At 61.4% G+C, this 15,250-nt stretch carries 12 protein-coding genes and 2 pseudogenes; 3 read left to right on the forward strand and 11 right to left on the reverse strand.

The window, feature by feature from the left end; all coding sequences use genetic code 11:
* Positions 1–53: 53 nt before the first annotated feature.
* The 5 genes and pseudogenes from AC3FKH_RS14115 to AC3FKH_RS14135 all read right to left on the reverse strand — a co-directional run bounded on the left by AC3FKH_RS14115 (position 54) and on the right by AC3FKH_RS14135 (position 3,978).
* Positions 54–1,163, reverse strand: coding sequence for an S-(hydroxymethyl)glutathione dehydrogenase/class III alcohol dehydrogenase (locus tag AC3FKH_RS14115; protein ID WP_488676421.1), 1,110 nt, complete (start codon positions 1,161–1,163; stop codon positions 54–56).
* Positions 1,164–1,219: 56 nt separating this feature from the next.
* Positions 1,220–1,498, reverse strand: coding sequence for a formaldehyde-responsive transcriptional repressor FrmR (gene frmR, locus AC3FKH_RS14120; protein ID WP_488676782.1), 279 nt, complete (start codon positions 1,496–1,498; stop codon positions 1,220–1,222).
* Between the two features lie 263 nt (positions 1,499–1,761).
* Positions 1,762–1,967: pseudogene (locus AC3FKH_RS14125) on the reverse strand (transketolase); the annotation flags it as partial.
* Positions 1,968–1,993: 26 nt separating this feature from the next.
* A complete protein-coding gene (locus AC3FKH_RS14130; protein ID WP_488676423.1) occupies positions 1,994–2,872 on the reverse strand; it encodes a phosphoribulokinase in 879 nt (292 codons plus the stop codon).
* A gap of 11 nt (positions 2,873–2,883) precedes the next feature.
* Entirely contained in the window at positions 2,884–3,978 is a 1,095-nt protein-coding gene (locus AC3FKH_RS14135) for a class 1 fructose-bisphosphatase (RefSeq protein ID WP_488676425.1), read from the reverse strand.
* A gap of 939 nt (positions 3,979–4,917) precedes the next feature.
* Here AC3FKH_RS14135 and AC3FKH_RS14140 point away from each other — a divergent pair.
* Positions 4,918–5,055 (forward strand): annotated as a pseudogene (locus tag AC3FKH_RS14140) (helix-turn-helix domain-containing protein); the annotation flags it as partial.
* Between the two features lie 118 nt (positions 5,056–5,173).
* Here the strand turns inward: AC3FKH_RS14140 and AC3FKH_RS14145 are convergent.
* The 3 genes from AC3FKH_RS14145 to AC3FKH_RS14155 all read right to left on the reverse strand — a co-directional run bounded on the left by AC3FKH_RS14145 (position 5,174) and on the right by AC3FKH_RS14155 (position 8,115).
* Positions 5,174–5,554 carry a TraR/DksA family transcriptional regulator gene (locus AC3FKH_RS14145; RefSeq protein ID WP_488676427.1) on the reverse strand — a complete coding sequence of 127 codons (381 nt, stop codon included), beginning with the start codon at positions 5,552–5,554 and terminating at the stop codon, positions 5,174–5,176.
* A gap of 203 nt (positions 5,555–5,757) precedes the next feature.
* The gene (locus AC3FKH_RS14150) at positions 5,758–6,117 is read right to left on the reverse strand and encodes a host attachment protein (RefSeq protein ID WP_488676428.1); all 360 of its coding nucleotides are present in this window, start codon (positions 6,115–6,117) and stop codon (positions 5,758–5,760) included.
* A gap of 255 nt (positions 6,118–6,372) precedes the next feature.
* Positions 6,373–8,115: a SulP family inorganic anion transporter gene (locus tag AC3FKH_RS14155; protein ID WP_488676430.1), complete on the reverse strand. Its 1,743-nt coding sequence runs from the start codon at positions 8,113–8,115 to the stop codon at positions 6,373–6,375.
* A gap of 264 nt (positions 8,116–8,379) precedes the next feature.
* On the opposite strand from AC3FKH_RS14155, the gene AC3FKH_RS14160 reads away from it, so the two are divergent.
* Positions 8,380–8,979: a ParB-like protein gene (locus tag AC3FKH_RS14160; RefSeq protein ID WP_488676432.1), complete on the forward strand. Its 600-nt coding sequence runs from the start codon at positions 8,380–8,382 to the stop codon at positions 8,977–8,979.
* Positions 8,980–9,095: 116 nt separating this feature from the next.
* Positions 9,096–9,941 (forward strand): formate dehydrogenase accessory sulfurtransferase FdhD, encoded by an 846-nt coding sequence (gene fdhD, locus AC3FKH_RS14165; RefSeq protein ID WP_488676433.1) that lies wholly within the window; start codon positions 9,096–9,098, stop codon positions 9,939–9,941.
* Between the two features lie 28 nt (positions 9,942–9,969).
* On the opposite strand, the gene AC3FKH_RS14170 is transcribed toward fdhD, so the two are convergent.
* The 3 genes from AC3FKH_RS14170 to AC3FKH_RS14180 form a co-directional block, all read right to left on the reverse strand.
* A complete protein-coding gene (locus AC3FKH_RS14170; RefSeq protein WP_488676435.1) occupies positions 9,970–10,887 on the reverse strand; it encodes a bestrophin family protein in 918 nt (305 codons plus the stop codon).
* 185 nt (positions 10,888–11,072) lie between these two features.
* Positions 11,073–13,859, reverse strand: a complete 2,787-nt coding sequence (locus AC3FKH_RS14175) for an ATP-dependent Clp protease ATP-binding subunit (protein WP_488676437.1) — start codon at positions 13,857–13,859, stop codon at positions 11,073–11,075.
* A 266-nt stretch (positions 13,860–14,125) separates the two neighbouring features.
* Positions 14,126–15,181 (reverse strand): Dyp-type peroxidase, encoded by a 1,056-nt coding sequence (locus AC3FKH_RS14180; RefSeq protein ID WP_488676783.1) that lies wholly within the window; start codon positions 15,179–15,181, stop codon positions 14,126–14,128.
* Positions 15,182–15,250: the final 69 nt, after the last annotated feature.

Genomic DNA, 15,250 nt, shown 5'->3' on the forward strand with positions numbered 1-15,250 from the left:
GAGTCAGAAGTCCGGACTCCACATGAGGTAGCAAGCCGCGCCATGCGATGGTCTCAGTAGTGAATCACCGAGCGGATCGACTTGCCCTCGTGCATCAGGTCGAAGGCCCTGTTGATGTCTTCGAGACCCATGGTGTGGGTGACGAAGGGGGCAAGATCTATCTCGCCTTTCATTGCGTCCTCCACCATGCCGGGAAGCTGGGAACGTCCTTTGACTCCCCCGAAGGCGGAGCCTTTCCAGACACGGCCGGTAACCAGCTGGAACGGTCGGGTGGAGATTTCTTTCCCCGCACCGGCGACGCCGATGACAATCGATTGCCCCCAACCACGGTGAGCGGCTTCCAAGGCGGCACGCATGACGTTGACGTTGCCGATGCACTCGAAGGTGTGGTCGACACCCCATCCGGTCATTTCGATGAGGACCTGCTGAATCGGCTTCTCATAGTCATTGGGGTTCAGGCAATCGGTTGCACCGAACGAACGGGCCAGTTCGAACTTGGCCGGATTGGTATCGATTGCGATGATGCGACCAGCCTTGGCCTGACGTGCCCCCTGAATAGCGGCGAGCCCGATACCGCCGAGGCCGAAGATGGCCACCGAGTCACCCGGCTGCACCTTGGCCGTGTTGTGGACGGCACCAATGCCAGTTGTGACGCCGCAACCCAGCAAGCAGACGTGCTCGTGGTTGGCTTGCGGATTGATCTTCGCAAGCGAAACCTCAGCGACCACCGTGTATTCGCTGAAGGTCGAGCAGCCCATGTAATGGAAAAGCGGCTGTCCGTTGTAGGAGAAGCGAGTCGTACCATCGGGCATCAGCCCCTTGCCCTGGGTAGCGCGTACAGCCACGCACAGGTTGGTTTTGCCGGACTTGCAGAACAGGCACTCGCCGCATTCAGCGGTATAGAGCGGGATCACGTGGTCCCCCGGCTTGACGCTGGTGACGCCCTCACCGACCTCAACCACTACGCCAGCGCCTTCATGGCCGAGCACTGCCGGGAACACACCTTCTGGATCATCGCCGGACAGAGTGAAGGCGTCGGTATGACAAACGCCCGTATGCGTGATCTTTACGAGAACCTCGCCTTTACGTGGCGGCTCAACGTCGATCTCGACGATTTCCAGCGGCTTTCCGGGCCCGAAGGCAACAGCTGCACGTGATTTCATGATTTCGTTTCCTTTCCTAAATTAAATCCCCTCACCGGACACCACCTTGGCGCGGGCTAATGGAGATAGGACCGAACGATAGAGATCGTTTCGTCAATCGACTTCTTCTGCGAATCACTCCTAACCTCACTGTTGGGAAACTCCTCCCTCAGATAGCTTTCAAGGACCGCCGCCATCAAACCGTTGACCGCACCGCGGACGGCAGCGAGTTGCTGAAGAACGGCCGCGCATTCAGCACCCTCTTCAAGTGCCTGCTCAAGAGCCGAGACTTGCCCTCTGATGCGTCTAACGCGCATCAGTGCTTGTTTCTTCTCCTTGGTATATTTGCATGAAATTTACGCTCACTTGGAGCGCACTCCATGCTAGTGCAAATCCAGTTCCTAGACATCACGCCGCATGCGTTGGCCGGGTGGCATAGATGCGCCCTGTCTCTTTCTCCACGCCTGACCTGGCAGGGCCTCCCTCGGTCAGCGCTACCTGGGCGGCGCTGGCTGAACTGCCGCCCGAATTGAGGCTCTCATATCCCCAAATCTTCTGGATCGATGGCATCTCAGGTGTCATTGGATCAGCGCGATGCGCAGCAGCTCGGTGGTTCCCGATGGCGCAGCTGCGACATCGGCAGGTCGTAGTCGGTGAGATGCTGCAGCGGATATCGCAGGATGGAAGCATGGCCGTTGGACGAAGCGGTCGCGGTCGGGCCAGGCCGGGGTGGCCTGATTTGGCCTGTTCCACTGCATCCGCGGCCAGGAAGCGCAGCGCCTTGGCACAGCGCGCCGCGGAGTCGATGCGTTCGGGGGCGTTCATCTGGAGTGTCCTTGCATCACTTCGGTTCACAGCGCGGCGCGCTTGCGGCGCTCCATCATGCGCAGCACAAAGGGCGTGAAGATCAGCTGCATGGCCAGCTCCATCTTGCCGCCCGGTACCACGATGGTGTTGGCGCGCGACATGAACGAGTCGTGGATCATGCTCAGCAGGTACTGGAAATCGATACCCTTGGGATTGGCAAAGCGGATCACCACCATGCTTTCATCGGGCGCGGGAATCTCGCGCGAGATGAACGGGTTGGACGTGTCCACGCACGGCACCCGCTGGAAGTTCACATGCGTGCGCGAGAACTGCGGGCAGATGTAGTTCACGTAGTCCGGCATGCGGCGCAGGATGGTGTCGGTCACCGCTTCCGTCGAATAGCCGCGCTGCTTCTTGTCGCGGCACAGCTTCTGGATCCACTCCAGGTTGATGACCGGCACCACGCCGATCAACAGGTTGGGATAGCAGGCCACATCGACCTCGCCGGTGACCACGCCGCCGTGCAGGCCTTCATAGAACAGCAGGTCGGTGTCTTGGGGCAGTGGCTCCCACTCGGTGAAGGTACCTGGCTCCTGCCCGAACGGCGCGGCCTCTTCCGCGCTGTGCAGGTAGTGGCGGTGCATGCCGGTGCCGGACTCGGCGTACGAGCGGAATAGGTTCTCCAGCTCGCCGAACAGGTTGTTCTCGGGTCCGAAGTGGCTGAAGTTCATGTTGCCGGTGCGCTCGGCCTCGGCCATCTTGACCTTCATCTCGGCGCGGTCATAGCGGTGGAAACTGTCGCCTTCGATCACCACGGATTTCACGCCTTCGCGGCGGAAGATGTTCTCGAAGGTACGGGTGACGGAGGTCGTGCCGGCACCCGAGGAACCGGTAATGGCGATGATGGGATAACGTTCTGACATGGCCGTGCACCTCAGGCGGACGCGCGAAACAAGCTGCGCTCGTTGAACAGGGGATTGGGAAGATCGGGGTCCGACTGGTCGGTGTGATAGCCCTCGATGCGCTCGACCTCCTTGCGCGAGCCAAATACCACGCCGATGCGCTGGTGAAGCGCTCGCGGCGCCACCGTCATCAATGGCTGGCGGCCGGTGCTGGCGCGCCCGCCGGCCTGCTCCATCAGGAAGGCGATCGGGTTGGCCTCGTAGAGCAAGCGCAGACGCCCCGGCTTTGCAGGATCCCTGGTATCGCGCGGGTACATGAAGACGCCGCCACGCATCAGGATGCGGTGCGCCTCGGCCACCATCGAGGCAATCCAGCGCATGTTGAAATCCTTACCGCGCGGGCCGCTCTGTCCTGCCATGCATTCGGAGATATAGCGCCGCACCGGCGCTTCCCAGAAGCGGCTGTTGGAAGCGTTGATGGCGAATTCGCGGGTATCGGCCGGTACCTGAAGGTTACGGTGCGTGAGGAAGAACTCGCCCAGGTTGGGATCGAGCGTAAAGCCATTGACGCCATTGCCGACGGTCAGCACCAGCATGGTGGTCGGGCCGTAGAGGGCGTAGCCGGCCGCCACCTGGGCAGTGCCAGGCTGCAGGAAATCCTGCTCGCTGACGGCTTCGGCGCCCTGCGGTGCGCGCAGCACCGAGAAGATGCTGCCCACCGAAACGTTTACATCGATGTTCGAGGAACCGTCGAGCGGGTCGAACACCAGCAGGTACTTGCCACGCGGGTAGCACGCGGGGATCTGGTACGGCGCCTCCATTTCCTCGGAGGCCATGCCGGCCAGGTGGCCGCCCCACTCGTTGACGCGCAGGAAGGCCTCGTTGCTCAGCACATCCAGCTTCTGCTGGATCTCGCCCTGCACGTTGAAGGCGGCGTCTGTGCCGTCGGCGCCGCTGGCGCGGCCATGCAGGCCGCTCAGCGCGCCGAAGGCCACAGCGCGCGCGATCTCCTTGCAGGCCATGGCGACGTTGAAGATCAGGCCGTTAAAGCCACCGCTGGCATCCGGGTAGCGGCGGCGCTCCTCGATCAGGAACTGCGTCAGGGTCACCCTCTGGATTTCTGGCATGACAGGTCTCCTCTTCCTTTGCTGTGTGTTCTTGTGTGACGCCAGTGCGCGCGCCACGTGTTGGTGGCAGCCTCGCGCAGACGGCGCAGGACGCCCGCTAGCTGGCGTCGGCATCCGGCGCGCCGAACAGGGGTTGTTGGCCTTGACCTCGCCGCCGACCTCGCCCGGTACGACGGCGTGTCGCGCGACACTATGAACTAGCGTACGGATGACAGCCTGGCCGCGAGGGATACAGTTGTCATGGAACGGTGCAAGCTCAGTTTCGCAAGCCAGAATCGCCAGGCGCCTTGCGCCACCGGTACAGATGACGCAAGGCGCAGGATCACAGCCATGGATTGATCCCGCAGCATCGACGATCCGGAACTCGCTCCGGGTCGAGCGTTTGCGCTTGCGCGAAATATGACAAGAAGGCGTCTCCTACCTGGAAGTGGGAGCCTCTTATTTCACCAGGTGTTTGCGCCTGGCGCGGCGGGCTGGAGCGCGTCATTCAGCAAGACATATGCCTATGGCGGATTCCCTTTGCCATCAACAGATTGCGGTGCGCCGCCCGCGCGGCGAGTCGGGGTCGTGGACAAAATGTCCACGCGGCAGCCTGGCCCTCGGGTCAATCTGTCCCTCCCGGACCATTACATTGTGTGCTTGCTCGGCTGACTCCCAAGGCAACCCGCGAGTGAAGGCAACCCCGCGAGTGCGCTGAGGCTTGGCACCTCCAACCTTCCGGCTACTCCACGGCACGGAGTAGCCTCGACGGAAAGCGCCCAGCCACAACCCTATCCCACCAACGCATTGGCGCAAGAGCCGGGGCGAACACCTCGTTTCGAGCGAGCCGCTCGCCGGCGCCTTGGTCGAAATCCGCCACGATGCAGGCCGGGCTGTCGGGGCCACGCGTGATCTCGCTTCCCCCGCCGGCATGGGAGGCAAACTCCGCGGAGCGCTCGCTACCGAATTGCGCGGGAATGCCTGGTGGTTGAGAAATTGAGCGTGAAAGAGGTTGCCTACCTGCTCGGGTACAACGATGTAGCCAATTTTCGAAGGGCCTTCATGCGCTGGGAGGGTGTTCCGCCCTCAAAACACTGATATGGCCGCATCTTTGGTTTTTTGAGAGCCATCCGGCTAGAGTCGACCAGGCGCCGCGTCACCTGCACAACGGGTCCCCGCCGGGCCGACCGATCGCCATCTGTGCGTCCGGATAGTGTCATCCTTTGGCTTCGCGACTACGCTGCTCCTCAACGGTGAGAATAGCTTCAGGGGTTGCTTCAAGACGGGCTTCCGGTATCGGTTCACCACTCGCATCTGAAAGCCCGTAGGTACCTTCATCGATCTTCTGAAGCGCGCGCTCGATATCGTTGATACGTCTGTCGTTCACATTACGCAGTGCTTGGCTTACTTCCTCTTCCGCCATCGACTGCGCCTCGTCCTCAAACTCCTCAGCTTCGTCACCGTGCAGCTCTTGATCCACTCGCTCTGTCGCTATCGTGTGTTCCTCCCCGCCCAGCAGCTCCTTGCGTAGAGCCTCGAGGCGGCTACGTTGTTGCGCAATAAACTCCTCGCTCAATGTGGTTTCTCGACTAGTCATTGTTTTCTCCTCGTGGATGACTTTCGGCTCGAGCGGCGCATACCTCGCGCGCTTCGACGGCGCTTGTGAGGAATTTGAGTTGTCGGAAGTTATTCCGAAATGCTATTCGCTATCGAGGCTTTGGCTGAACGCGCGGCACGTTTTTCATCGTACAAATGCAGACCGCCCCCTTCACGCAGCGTGATGACCTCGACGTCAGTTGATCATCGTCGCTCCAGGTACGCCTGAACCTCCCGAGTATTGAGAGCACAGAGATCTTCACTAATTTGCTCGAATATTGGACGACGAGTGTCGTCGCTCAGATTCGCTCTCACCATACCGAGAAATTTTGGTTCGATTGCGAGTCGCAATCGATGGTAACGCCGATGCAACCGCCCTTGCTCGAGATAGTCGGACACACGCTTTGCAAATTTTTCGCGGTCCTTCTCCGTTAAGGCGGTGCCACTGTATTCGGTGTTGACGAGATCTTCGATCTCTTGCAGGTCCAGCGTGAGTTCAGGCATTTCGAAGACCCGCGCGCGACCTCCGTCAGCTACAACAAGCCAAGTAACCTCAGTCATCATGCGCCCCTCAGCGAGGATCGTTGAGCACCTCTCGCGAAGAGAGGTATCCGTCGGCGCTCATGATGACAAGCGTCGGCTTGAACCTGATTTTGCCCAACATAGGCTCCGGCACCGACGCTGTCAAGCGCCTCCCGGCCATTGCGTCGGCACGCCCATTCGGGAGGAGTATCTCATCGTGGATGGCGGGCGACTCGCAGGCACTGGTGCCATGTCCTACAGGGACCTGATGCCTCCGTAGCCCTCGCACCGCGTGCACTATGTCGGGCACCTCTTGTCGGTCACCGAGGCATCCTGCGTGGACGCAGGGCGTGGCAGATCGCGCAGGACAGCAATGGCTGCCTCAACGGTCATGAATATCTCGGGGTGGCCAAACTGGACACCGAGCGCGCGATACCGATTCAGCTCCGGCAATATGCCTTCGGGCACTGCAACCGTGGCGATGCCAATTCCGCGCCGCTGCAGTTCCTCGCAAAGCTGTTGCAGCGCCTTCCCCGCAGTGTAGTCAACGTTGAAGATTTCCGAAGCATCGATGACAATCCAGTTCACTTGCGGACTGCCCTGTTCGACAAGCTTCCGGACCTCGTCCATGAAGCGTCCCGCATTCGCGTAGAAAAGGTCTGCTTCAAAGCGATACACCACGACGCCCGGCGCCGCAAAAAGATTGGGCCCCACCTTGTGCGCCTGCCATTGCCCGTGCGGGAGCGGCGTCAGCACGCGGGTGCGCAGACGGTAGCTATAGCGGGTATGGTCGATCAGTGACAACAGCACGGCTGCGAGAATCCCATGCATGACGTCGACAAACACCACGACGCCAGCCGTGATCAGGGCGATGACGAATTCGTCCTTCTGCATGCGGTACAGTTCAGCCAGGCCTTTCACATCGATCAGCTTCACGCCGATCATAAAGACGATCGCCGACAGCACCGCGGTGGGCAACAGTCCCAGCGGGCCGGTCAGGAACAGCAGTACCATCAAGACGAGGAATGCCGTCGCCAGGTGGGCAAGCTGGCTTCTTCCCCCTGCGTCATCAAGCATTTCTGTCTTCGTCGGGCTGCCGTTGACGACAAAGGTACCTGTCAGCCCCGCCATCGCATTCGCACCCGCCAGACCGACAATGTCCAGGTTATCGTCGCCGTGCTCGTCGTAGCGGTTGGCATAAGCCCGCGCAGTTGCCGCGCTCTGTGCAATGATCACAATGAAGCAGGAGGCCGCGGTCAGTAGCACCTGGTTCACCTGGGCAAGATGCAAGAGCGGTAGCGAGAACGACGGCACCCCACCCGGCACCTTGCCAATTACCTCGATCCCGTACCGCTGGAAATCGAAAGCCGCGCTGCAGGCAATGGCCCCGACTACGGCGATCAGCGCGCCAGGCGCGCGCGGAACCAGGCGCTTGCACCCCAGGATCACGGCCAATACCCCGAACGAAAGCATGGTGGTCACGACACTGATCTCGCCAAGACGCTGGAACGTCGACGTGATTTGCGCGAGCGCGCCATGGCCTTGCCTGGGCAGGCCGAACAGCCCCCCGAATTCGCCGAGCGCGACTTGTATGCCGACGCCGGTAAGGAAGCCGATCAGCGCACTGCGAGAGAGGAAATCTGCGAGGAAGCCCAGTCGGAGGATGCGTGCCAGCACGAGCATGGCGGCGACGGCAAGCGCGACGGCACTCGTCAGGCCAACATACTCGGGACTGCCCTGACTGGCCACTGCCACCAGGGAGCTGGCCAGAATGGCCGCGGTAGCCGAATCGGCGGCAACCACCAGGTGGCGTGACGCGCCCAGCACGGCGAACGCCACCAGCGGCAACAGGATCGTGTAGAGCCCCGTGATCGCCGGCGTCCCGGCGATCTTGGTATAGCCCATCACTTCCGGGATGCCGAGCGCCGCCAGCGTGATACCGGCGGCGATATCCCGCGGCACTTGTGCACGATGGATGGGTAGCAGCCCTGTCAGGAACGGCATGCGCCGCACCACAGCTTCCGTGGGAAGACTCGACATGCCGTGCACCTAGAATCAAGCTGTTGATAGCCCGGACAGCGCCGCCCGGAATCCGCGAAACCCGACGACTGGCGGGCATGCCGCCTGGCGTCCTGCAGCCCCGCGGATACGCTCATGGTTACATGATAGCCGTACGAGGGCGCTGAAACTATTTCGCGGCCAGTCGCCCTATACTCACTGAGACCAGCGTCTGGTCTCCAGGTCCAACGGCACGCATCGTTCCACCCGGCATCGATGTGAGCAATAGACCTCCGGGAGTTTTGCATGCCGAAGATCCGCGAAGCCCTGATTCATCAACTCCACCCGACTCAGCTCACCGTGGGCATGATCGAGGTTCAAGACAAGAAGAAGCATCTGGCCTCTATCACGGCGAAGGAGCAACGGGCATTCATGCAGGCACACCCCATCCCTGCCGTCGAGGGGCCGGGCGGCAAGCTGTACATCACGGATCACCACCATCTTGGACGCGCCGCGCTGGAAGCTGGTGTCGATATCGGATACTTCATGGTAGAGGCCGATCTCTCGGCCCTGCAGCCAGACAAATTCTGGTTGGAAATGGATAAGAATCTGTGGGTACACCCGCTGGACCAGCAAGGCGTGCGGCACCGCTTTGACTCTATTCCCCATCATCTTGAAAAGCTCCTAGACGACCCGTACCGGTCGCTGGCAGGCTACGTCAGGGATGCGGGCGGCTATGAAAAGACGCCCACGGCATTCGCCGAATTTGTCTGGGCTGACTTTTTCCGCCGCGCAATCGCCGTTGAAGATATCAGCGCGGACTTCCATGCAGCAGTCAAGCGCGCAACCATATTGGCAACCGGCAACCTCGCCCATGGCCTGCCCGGGTTTCATGGAAAGACATAGACCTGCCGCACCGCGGACGCGGTTCGAGCGGTATGCCGGCATCGTTATGGACGCGTATCCCGATCTGGCGTCCCGGACAATGTTGGTACCCTGGCAATCCTGGAGCGGCCCCAAGAATGAAGCGTGATATGCCAGACAAAAGCCTTTGCGCCGGTATCGAGGACATGCCGCCCCAGCACACGTTCGCAGTCAGGCGGTGGCGTCGCGGCCAGACGACCACCGAGAACGATCGTCTGGCCGAGGAGATCCCCGTCGCACTCGAGTACAACGGGATCTCGCACGCCGTGATGCTGGCCACGCCCACCGACCTTGCAGACTTCGCGATTGGCTTCAGCCTCACTGAAGGGATCATTGAGCGTGCCAGCGACATCTATGACATCGATACGGAAGCCGGCGAGAACGGTGTCACGGTCCGAATCTCGATTGCAAGTGAAGCGTTCCTTGACCTAAAGGCCAGGCGTCGTGCCCTGGCCGGCCGCACCGGTTGCGGTCTGTGCGGCACCGAATCGCTGGATCAGCTCATACGCGCACCGCTACCGGTACGCAGCTCGGCCTCATTCGATCCCGCGGTCTTCGACACTGCATTTGCCACTTTGCGTGCGCACCAGAGCTTGCTGCACGATACGGGCGCCACGCATGCCGCGGCCTGGATGCGAGCCGATGAACAGATCGCCATCGTGCGTGAGGACGTCGGCCGCCACAACGCGCTGGACAAGCTTGCCGGCGCGCTCGCGCGCGGCAATGAGGACCACACCCGTGGCGCGGTGATTGTTACCAGCCGGGCAAGCTATGAGATGGTCCTGAAGACCGCGTCGATCGGCGCGGGAATCCTGGCAGCCGTTTCCGGCCCGACCGCCCTGGCAGTGCGACTGGCGGATGCAGCCGACGTTACCCTGGCCGGCTTTGTGCGAAGTGGCAGCCTGGTCGTGTACACGCATCCACAACGCCTTCGTACTTCCTAGTGCCCGGCCGGTCCTGGCGCCATATCACTTATGTCAGCTCGTACTGGCTATCCGGAACCCTCTCTGCCGGAATCTCGATACCGCAAAGCTCCAGCAAGGAGCGCTCGATATTGCAGGAGATGGCGTCCAGCGCGAGCGCATTGGGTGCAGTGCCGAACGGCTCCGAGACTTCATCCGCGATCGCCTCCAGGGCGATCAGCGTATAGGCCACGAACACACTGACAATCGGCGTGAACAATTCTGTCGAATCGACCAATCCGAATGGAAGCATGATGCAATACGCATACACGGTACGATGCAGCAAGACGCCGTACGCGAAGGGGATCGGCGTCGAAGCGATTCTCTCGCACCCGCCCACGGTGCTCTCCAGTTCATTGAGTTGCGTATCGAACATCCAGACATCCGCATTGGAAAGCACGCCAGCAAACTTGAGCCGGCCGATCTCGGACCTGATGTCGTTGAGAAGCGCGACCGCCCGATAGTGCTTCAGCCGCAATCGCCCTTCCCCTTCCCGGCCAAGGAGCCTGGAGAAGTCGCCGGCCGGGTCGGTCTTGCGCAGCTGATGCTTCAATGCATACACAAAGGCAACCAGCCTGCGAACCAGTTGAATGCGGTCCACGCCTGCGCTCTCGGGAATGTAGCTCAGCATCTGCGATGTGAGCGATCGCGTGGCGATCAGGACATGACCCCAGATCAGCCGCGCCTCCTTGAAACGCTCATAGCTCGCGTTGTTCCGGAAGGCCAGGAAGATAGTCAGGGCTACGCCGAACAACGTGAACGGGGCGGTGTTGAGCGGGATCTTCTCGCCCAGTATGCGTCCCTGCGTCAGGACCGCGAAGCCACTGACAATTGCCAGGAAGATGAGTTGTGGAATTATCGTCTGCAGTACCGAACCGTTCCACACGAACAACATGCTGAACCAGTTCCTCTTTGGCCGCACTATCATGATTGTTCTCTAGCGTGGCAGCAGCCAAGCCTGGATCCGCCGCAAGCCCCGGAGACCAGGGGCCGGAATCATCGAGAGGGGCTGCGCTCGCTCCATTCCGCGTGCGCGCGCCCGTCCGTCAAGACGCACGCGGCCCCTCTTCCTTCAAGTCTCCGCACTCGCCAAAGCCAAACTCGCCTCGCCCTTCAGGAGCTTGGAGTCCCCGATGGTGCCTCACTGCCGGCGGCAGCGCGCCGGCTCCTGGTCTTTGCCGGGGCGCTCTTGGACGCGCCCTTCGGTGCATTGGCTTCACTCGCCGGTTGAGCCGCAGCGACCTTGCTGATTGTCACCTCCTCTTTGTCCTTGTCGTACCCAAGCTCCACGCTGTCGCCCGATTTCAGCGCATCTCCCAGTATCTCCTTGGCGAGCCGGGTCTCCACTTCCTGCCGGATCTGCCGTTTCAGCTCGCGCGCGCCGAATTCTGGCTGGTAGCCGACGTCGACAAGGTGATCGACCAGGGCATCGCTCAGCGTCACCGTGATGTCCTGGGCGGCCGCAGTCCGCAACACGCGATCGAGCTGGATCTTCACTACCGAGCGGATGTTGTCGCGCGAGAGCGCATGGAACACGATGATGTCGTCGATGCGATTGAGGAACTCGGGCCGGAAGTGACCCTTCAGCACCTTCATCAACGCCTCTCGCAACGCCTTGTCGGGCATGCGCTCGCCCTCTGGCTTCTCGAGGTTGTCCATGATGATCGACGCACCCAGGTTGCTGGTGGCGATGATGATGGTGTTGCTGAAGTCCACCACGCGCCCCTTCCCGTCGGTCAGCCTGCCGTCATCGAACACCTGCAGCAGCACGTTGTTCACGTCGGGGTGCGCCTTTTCGATTTCATCGAGCAGGATCACGCTGTAGGGGCGCCGCCGCACGCGTTCGGTCAGTTGCCCACCTTCGTCGTAACCCACGTAGCCCGGTGGCGCCCCAATCAGCCGTGCCACCGCGTGACGCTCCATATATTCGGACATGTCGATGCGTATGATCGACTGTTCATCGCCAAACACGGTTTCCGCCAGCGCCTTGGCGAGTTCGGTCTTGCCGACCCCGGTTGGCCCGAGGAACAGGAAGGTTGCGATGGGGCGGTGTTCCTGACCGAGCCCGGCGCGCGACAAACGCACGGCGTCGCTGACGGCAACCACCGCATCGTCCTGGCCCACCACACGCTCGCGCAGCGTCTGCTCCATCTTAAGAAGCTTCTGGCGCTCCTCCTGGGTGAGATCAGTGACGGGGATGCCGGTCAGGCGCGACACGACCTCGGCGATTGCCGCGACCGTGACCTCCAGCGTTTCCGATCCCGTCTTGCGCTGCCAGGCTTCGGTTTTCTCATCGAGCTGCTTCTGCTTGTCGCTGATGCGTTCCTCGAAGCCCTTGGCCTCATCGAAGCGCTTGCGCGACGACGCATAGTCCTGCTCGCGCTTGAGCTGGGCGATTTCGGCCTCCAGTTCCTGCATGTCTGGGGGCCGGGACGTGGAGCCGATGCGCACCCGTGCCGCGGCCTGGTCGATCAGGTCGATGGCCTTGTCCGGGAGATAGCGCGAAGTGATGTAGCGATCCGACAGTTCAGCTGCTGCAACGAAGGCATCGTCCGCAAAGGTGACCTGGTGGTGCGCTTCGAGCTTGTCGCGCAGCCCGCGCAGGATGACGATGGTTTGCTCGACCGTCGGCTCCGGCACCAGCACCGGCTGGAAGCGCCGCTCCAGTGCCGCATCTTTCTCGATGTACTTCTGGTACTCGTTCAGCGTGGTCGCGCCGATCAGGCTCAGTTCTCCGCGTGCCAACGCGGGCTTGAGCACATTGGCGATGTCGAGGCCGCCCTCGCCGCCGCCCTGCCCTGCACCGACGATGGTGTGGAGCTCATCGATAAACAGGATCAACTCTTCGTTCTTGGCCGTCACCTCGTCGATCAGCTGCTTGGCGCGTTCTTCAAACTCACCGCGATACTTGGCCCCGGCCACCATCGAGTTGATGTTGACCTCCACCAACCGCTTGCCGCGCAGCACTTCCGGCACGTCACCGTTGACGATGCGTTGCGCCAGCCCCTCGACGATCGCTGTCTTGCCAACGCCCGGCTCGCCGATCAGCACCGGGTTGTTCTTCTTGCGCCGCGCCAACACTTCGATGGTGTTCTCGATCTCGAGCGCGCGCCCCAGCACCGGATCGAGCTTGCCCTGCCGCGCCATGGCCGTCAGATCGCGTCCGAACTTGTCGAGTGTCGGGGTACCCGTCGGCGTATCGACCCGGCCATCCTCCGCGCCCTTGCCCACCACCTTCACCACCTTCTGACGCAGCGCCTCGGGCGTAACGCCGTACTTCTTGAGCAGCGTCCCGGCAATGCTGTCCGGCACCGCGGCCAGGCCGATCAGCAAGTGCTCGGGGCCCACATAGGAATGCCCAAGCTCGCGTGATGCCTGGAAGGCGTACTGGAACACCTTCTTCAGACGCGGCGAGACGCTCATCTTTTCAATCGACGCGTCGGCGCCTGCCGTTCCCGTCTGCGCGTGCTGGTCGATATATCCCTTGATATCCTGCGGCGAGAGCTTCAGCTCCTTGAGCAAGGCCGTTCCGACATCGGTATCGGCAAGCACATAGAGCAAGTGCTCGGTGTCGAGCTCATTGCGCCGCAATTCGTGGGCCTTCTCCGCGGCGCGCTGCAGCAGCTCCATGGTCTGTTCGCTGAATGCATCGGTGACATCGACGGACTCACGTGGCACTTCGGCCGCCATCCCGAGATCGTCATGGCCCATGTCATCGAAAAAGCGGGACAACCCGCCACCGCCCAGCAGTGAATCGAACGGGTTGAGCATGCTCTGGTGACGCATCAGCTGACGATAGTCGTAGTCGCAGATCGACATCGACTTGCGCTCGCCATCCTGCACGACGGTCACACGGGCAACGGCAGGGCGTGCATTGCAGATTTCACATAGTGTCGGCATGGTGGACTTGTCTCCTGGTCAGGAATCACGGCCCCACGTTGTTCGCGCTCCCGCAACGGCTCCAGCATCGCGTAGCGATTCATGAGACCTGTCGTATCAAGCTAGAAGTCCTGATACCCGCTAGTCCTAGCACGCTGATGAAATCTAGCTCGAGAATAGTAGCGTTGCGGCCGGCGAGGTCGCCATCGCCTAACCACAATAGTACGTAAAGGTCCACGCAGGTAGCCGGAATCCCGGATCCGTGTCGCCCGCCAGAACGAAGCGGGTCAATCGGGTCCCGATGGCCCCTTGAGGGAACCGATATCCAGCGAACCGTCGCGCCACCGCGTATCGGTCGTGGACGCATCCCGATGTCCGGATCCGGCATTGGCTGTGTCCGGCCGGCGCTCCGCGAGCGCTTCCAGCAGTGTCGCCGACGGAACGAAAAACAGCCCACCGGTGACGGCCTGGCTGAAATCGAGCAAGCGGTCATAGTTGCCGGGCGGTCGCCCGACAAACATGTTCTCGAGCATCTGCTCGATCGGCGCCGGCGAGCGGGCGTAACCGATAAAGAAGGTGCCGAACTCGCCCATGCCCGGCCGGCCGAACGGCATGTTGTCGCGCAGGATCTTCACTTCCGCGCCATCTTCAACGATTGTCGTGAGCGAACTATGCGACCACGATGGCTTGACCGCTGCATCGAGCTCGATGTCGGACACCTTGGCACGGCCGATGATTCGTTCCTGTGCCTCGACGGTAAGGTCATTCCAGGCTGCCATGTTATGCAGGTACTTCTGCGTGAGCACGTAGCTGCCGCCAGCGAATGCCGGATCTTCATCATCGATAATGGTGAAGCGAACCGCTTCATTGCCGACAGGGTTCTCCGTGCCGTCGACGAATCCCACCATGCTGCGCATGTCGAAATAGCGGAAGCCATGCACTTCGTCAACGACCGACACCGCATTGCCGAGCCGCCCCATCAATTGCGCGGCAAGTTCGAAACACAGATCCATCTGATCCGCGCGGACATGCAGCAGCAGATCGCCCGGGGTGGCAATGGCTCGGCGCGTACCAGTGCCAATTTCACGGAACGGATGCAGCAATGCCGGGCGCGGCTGGCCGAACAGGCGATCCCATGTATCTGATCCAAAACCGCAGACGCAGGAAAGGTTGCCGGTCTGCACACGCTTGCCCACGGCACGAACCAGCGCTGCGACGTCCGCACACCATGCACGCACGGTAGCGGCGTGCTCCTCGCCAGGCAAAATAGTCGCGACAATAAAGATCGCGCTGCGAGTAATCGGGCTGTAAACGGCTTGGGGCTCGGTAAGGTTACCTGGCATCAGATCAGCTGTTATTTGTTTTTGATCACCAACAATGGCACGAAGCGATCCATTCCATAGGAATGCGAT

The sequence above is a fragment of the Cupriavidus sp. 21MJTG02-4 genome (genome assembly GCF_057798975.1).